The sequence below is a fragment of the Mesorhizobium sp. M7A.F.Ca.CA.002.15.2.1 genome, assembly GCF_003998715.1.
GTDB classification, from domain to species: domain Bacteria; phylum Pseudomonadota; class Alphaproteobacteria; order Rhizobiales; family Rhizobiaceae; genus Mesorhizobium; species Mesorhizobium ciceri.
In genome coordinates this window covers 1-3,976 of record NZ_RZPI01000535.1, presented here as the reverse complement: position 1 = coordinate 3,976, position 3,976 = coordinate 1, and the positions used below count along the sequence as shown (strand labels likewise).

Sequence of the window (3,976 nt, the reverse complement as noted above, 5' to 3'; positions counted from 1 at the left end):
GTCTTGCGGCGGATGAATTTGTGCTCGTCGCCGAGCACGAGGATGTCGGCATGGGCGGCGACGAAGCCGTCGAGGCTTTCGGTCAGCACCGTGTCCACCGAATTGATAAACTTCTTCACGGCCGTCTCCTCCCGAAATAGGCCTTCCAAAGCAATTCCAGGAAAAGTGTATCGCGGTTTTCCGTCCGGAATTGCGTAAAACAAGAGTTCGATCAGCCACTCTTGCCGGTGATGCTGGTGATCTTTTGGATAAAATCGTTCACCGCCTTATCGAGCGCGGCGTTCTGCTTGTCGTCGCCGAAATCCGGCACGATCAGCGAGACATGCCGCGTCTTGCGCATGCCTGATGCGATCGACATCTTGCCTGGATGCGCCTGGTGATAGGCGGCGAGAAACTGGTCGCGCTCGGCCGGGCTGAAATGGCAGACGGAAAATATAGCCGGCAAATGTTTTGACGGAATCGGGATCGAATAGGCAGGACTGGAAATCTGCGTGACGAAGCTGCGGTGCTTGCCGAGCGCATCGGCCAGGCGCTGGCGCATACCGGACGGGCGCTGGTCGATGACCTGCGACAGGATCGTCTTGTAGGCGCGGATCGCCTCTTCGGAACCGGGTTCGGGTGTCCTGTCGACCATGCCGGCCGCGCCTAGACAGAAACGTCCGCGACGGCCGCCTTGGCCATGGCGAGTTGCGCCGGCGCGACGGAAAGATCGCGCAGGCCGGCCTCGATCAGTGACGGGATCGAGGCTGGATCGCCGGCTGCATCGCCGCACAGGCTGACCGGGATCTCTTCCCGCTGGCCAAACGCCGTCACGGCAGCGATCAGCCGCAGCACGGCCGGATGACGGACCGAATTGAGATGCGCCACGGCAGCGTTGTCGCGGGCGGCCGCCATGACATACTGGGTGAGATCATTGGAGCCGATCGAGAAGAAGGCGGCATCGGTAAAGGCTTCCGGTACGATCGCCACCGAAGGCACTTCGACCATGATGCCGAGCGGCGGCATGTTGTGTGCGACGCCGCGTGCGGCAAGTGCAGTCTGCTCTTCGGCGAACATCGCCGCTGTCTGTCGGTATTCCTCCACAATGGCGATCATAGGGAACATCACTTTCAGGCTGCCATGGACAGCGGCGCGCAGCAGCGCCCGGATCTGTACACGAAACACCTCGGGTCTTGCCAGCGACAGCCTGATCCCGCGCAGGCCGAGAAACGGATTGCTCTCCTCGACCGTAAAGCCGGGCACCGGCTTGTCGCCGCCGGCGTCAACGGTGCGGATCGTCACCGGTTTTTCACCGGCCCACTCCAGCACCTTGCGATAGGCGCGATACTGCGTCTCCTCATCCGGCAGCGTCTTGCCGAACAGGAATTCGGTGCGCATCAACCCGACTCCGTCGCAGGTCGTAATGTCGATGAGGTCGACATCGGACGGGTCGGCGATGTTGACCTGCACGCGCACCGCCGTGCCGGCCTTGGTCACCGCCGGTCGCGCCAGGAACGTCCCGGCCCGGTCGCTGCGCGCCCGGAATGATGAGGACGATTGGCGAAAAGCAGCGATTTCAGTCTTGGAGGGTGACAGCACAATGCCGCCATGTTCGGCGTCGAGCAGCGCTGTGCCGGTTAGACGAGCCAGCGAAGTGCCCAACCCGACAACCATCGGCACGCCGCGCGAACGCGCCAGCATGGCGACGTGGCTGGCGGTGCTGCCCGCCTTCAGTGCGATGCCGCCGCCGCGGCTCCAGTCGGTTTCGAGAAAACGCGTCGGCGCGATATCCCAGCCGTAGAGGATGGCGCCGGTTGGCGCCTGGACGTCGCCATCCTCGGACAGCGCCCGCAGCACCTGGTCCCTGATATCGCGTATGTCGGCGGCCCGTGCGCGGAAATAATCCTGGTCTGACGCGTCGTAGCCGGCAATCTCGGTATCAAGCGCTTGCCGCCAGGCTTTGTCGGCTGGCAGGCCGGTGCGGATCGCGGCAAAGGCCGGGCTGCTCAGCGCATCGTCTTGCAGCATGGCGATCTGAAACTCGAGAATGTCGGCGGCATCGCCCTCGGCCATCTCGCTCAATGCGGTGAGACGGCTTGTCGCGACGGCGATTGCGGCTTCGAGCGCGGCCTTCTCGTCGTCGGCTGTTTCTTTGCCGACATAGGATACGACAGTCTGGTCGAGGTCGAACAGTGGCCCCTCGGCATAGCCGGCCGAGGCCGAAATGCCTTGCAGTCTAAGCGGTTCGGACATGGTCCGCGCCTTCGTCGAAATCGCGCCGCACCAGTTCGACCAACGCGTCGACGGCATCATTGGCGCCGTCACCGCTGGCCCTGATGTGCAGCACGGTGCCCTTCGGCGCCTTGGCCGCCATCACCTTGACGATGCTCTTGGCGTCGAACCATGGCCCGTTGGCGGCGAGCGCGATCTCCACCTCGGCGGCAAAACTCTTGGCCAACTTGGTGAACTTCACCGAAGGACGCGCGTGCAGACCCACCTCGTGGGTGATCACAACGGTCGCTTCGGCGGATGCGGACATGTCTTTCAAAATTCCCGTTCGTTCACGACGGCGACAATTCATGTGCCGTCGCCACCACTTCCCGCAGCGAGGCGCCGCCGGAGGCCTCGGTCGCTGCCATCACCGCGCCTTCGACGATCGGCGCGTTGCAGACTATGATCTTGTGCGAGCGTGGCTCGCCGATCATCTCCACCGCCATTTCCGAGTTGGTCTCCGCGCCGCCGAGATCGACCAGAATGGCGACACCGGCTTCCGACCAGGCCTTGTCGATGGCGCCCATGATCGCCTCGACATTGGTGCCGAGCCCGCCATGGCCGTTTCCGCCGCACCATGCAAGCGGCACTTCGTCGCCCACCATCTGCCGCACCATGTCGGCCGTGCCCTCGGCAACCAGCGGCGAATGCGAGACGATGACGATGCCGACATTGCTCATGCGCTTTCCCCGAGGCTGTGCGCCACTGTGCGCACCAGCAGCGCGGTTGAGCGCGCGCCGGCGTCCATATGACCGATCGATCGGTCGCCCAGGAACGAGGCGCGGCCACGCAAGGCTTTCATAGGCACGGTCGCGTCGGCCGCGGCGTCGGCGATATCGGCGATTTCAAGAGCTGTCTTTCCCTGCAGCAGCGCGTCATGCACCGGCTGCAGCACGTCGAGCATGGTTTTTTGTCCGATCTGCGATTTGCCGCGTGCTGCCACAGCTTCGATCGCCTTGCCGAACGCCGCCGTCAGATTGGCGCGATCGGGTTTCGCCGAAATCTCCTTGCCGAGTGCCAGGAACAGGGTGCCGAACAGCGGGCCGGAGGCGCCGCCGACCGTCATCACCAGCTTGGTGCCGATCGCCTTCAGGGCATCGGGCAGCGGTTTGGCCGAAAATGCTTCGGCTTCGGCGCGCACGGCCTCGAAGCCGCGCTTCATGTTCAGCCCGTGGTCGCCGTCGCCGATCGCCTGGTCGAGCGCCGTCAATTCCTCGGCGTTCGCGGCGATCGTATCCGCGGCGGCCGCGATCAGCCGGGCAAGGTTCAACGCCGCCATGTCACCCGCATTCCCGGTTTCCATCTTGCCGGCAGTATCGAAAGAACGGTCATTCGACAACTGGAGCATACGTCAGGCCGCTTCATGCAATGCCGCGGCCGCCGCGAAGACTTCGGCCACCGCGTGAGCGCCGGGGTCGACCACACCTTGCAGCTTGCTGCCGACATAGGCCGACCGCCCGGCTTTTGCCTTGTCCATGGCGGCCGTGGCCTCGGCACCATGGCGGGCTGCTGTTGCCGCCTCCTCCAGGCCGTTCGCGTCGAGTGCTTTGAGCGCCGGCTCCAGCGCATCGACCATGGTTCTATCGCCAATTCTGGCGCCGCCATAAAAGGTCATCCGTTCAAGGCCGGCAAGCAACGCTCTGGGCAGGCTCGCGCCGCCGCCCAGAGCCTGCGCCGCCGCCGTGAAGAAGATCGACAGCAGCACGCCGCTGGAGCCGCCCATCGA

6 protein-coding genes and 1 pseudogene are annotated in these 3,976 nt (G+C 64.3%); all 7 read right to left on the bottom strand.

Annotation, left to right across the window (positions count from 1 at the left end; all coding sequences use genetic code 11):
* Positions 1-119: pseudogene (locus ENZ74_RS35330) on the bottom strand (dihydroxyacetone kinase subunit DhaK); the annotation flags it as partial.
* 92 nt (positions 120-211) lie between these two features.
* The gene (locus tag ENZ74_RS24450; RefSeq protein WP_013528088.1) at positions 212-634 is read right to left on the bottom strand and encodes a hypothetical protein; all 423 of its coding nucleotides are present in this window, start codon (positions 632-634) and stop codon (positions 212-214) included.
* Positions 635-645: 11 nt separating this feature from the next.
* The gene (gene ptsP, locus ENZ74_RS24445; protein WP_063169894.1) at positions 646-2,232 is read right to left on the bottom strand and encodes a phosphoenolpyruvate--protein phosphotransferase; all 1,587 of its coding nucleotides are present in this window, start codon (positions 2,230-2,232) and stop codon (positions 646-648) included.
* On the bottom strand, positions 2,216-2,518 hold the full coding sequence (locus ENZ74_RS24440) for an HPr family phosphocarrier protein (RefSeq protein ID WP_013528086.1): 303 nt from the start codon (positions 2,516-2,518) through the stop codon (positions 2,216-2,218). The genes ptsP and ENZ74_RS24440 overlap by 17 nt, the downstream gene beginning before the upstream one ends.
* 22 nt (positions 2,519-2,540) lie before the next feature.
* A complete protein-coding gene (gene dhaM / locus ENZ74_RS24435; protein WP_013528085.1) occupies positions 2,541-2,930 on the bottom strand; it encodes a dihydroxyacetone kinase phosphoryl donor subunit DhaM in 390 nt (129 codons plus the stop codon).
* Complete coding sequence (dhaL, locus tag ENZ74_RS24430; RefSeq protein ID WP_063170451.1) at positions 2,927-3,529, bottom strand: dihydroxyacetone kinase subunit DhaL; 603 nt, start codon at positions 3,527-3,529, stop codon at positions 2,927-2,929. The genes dhaM and dhaL overlap by 4 nt, the downstream gene beginning before the upstream one ends.
* A 72-nt stretch (positions 3,530-3,601) precedes the next feature.
* Positions 3,602-3,976, bottom strand: a 375-nt coding sequence (locus ENZ74_RS24425) for a DAK2 domain-containing protein (protein WP_127313043.1), incomplete at its 5' end; no start/stop codon positions are given.

Coding starts and splice junctions, on each gene's coding strand:
- ENZ74_RS24450 (WP_013528088.1), bottom strand. CDS start 634: ATGGTCGACAGGACACCCGAACCCGGTTCCGAAGAGGCGATCCGCGCC.
- ptsP (WP_063169894.1), bottom strand. CDS start 2,232: ATGTCCGAACCGCTTAGACTGCAAGGCATTTCGGCCTCGGCCGGCTAT.
- ENZ74_RS24440 (WP_013528086.1), bottom strand. CDS start 2,518: ATGTCCGCATCCGCCGAAGCGACCGTTGTGATCACCCACGAGGTGGGT.
- dhaM (WP_013528085.1), bottom strand. CDS start 2,930: ATGAGCAATGTCGGCATCGTCATCGTCTCGCATTCGCCGCTGGTTGCC.
- dhaL (WP_063170451.1), bottom strand. CDS start 3,529: ATGGCGGCGTTGAACCTTGCCCGGCTGATCGCGGCCGCCGCGGATACG.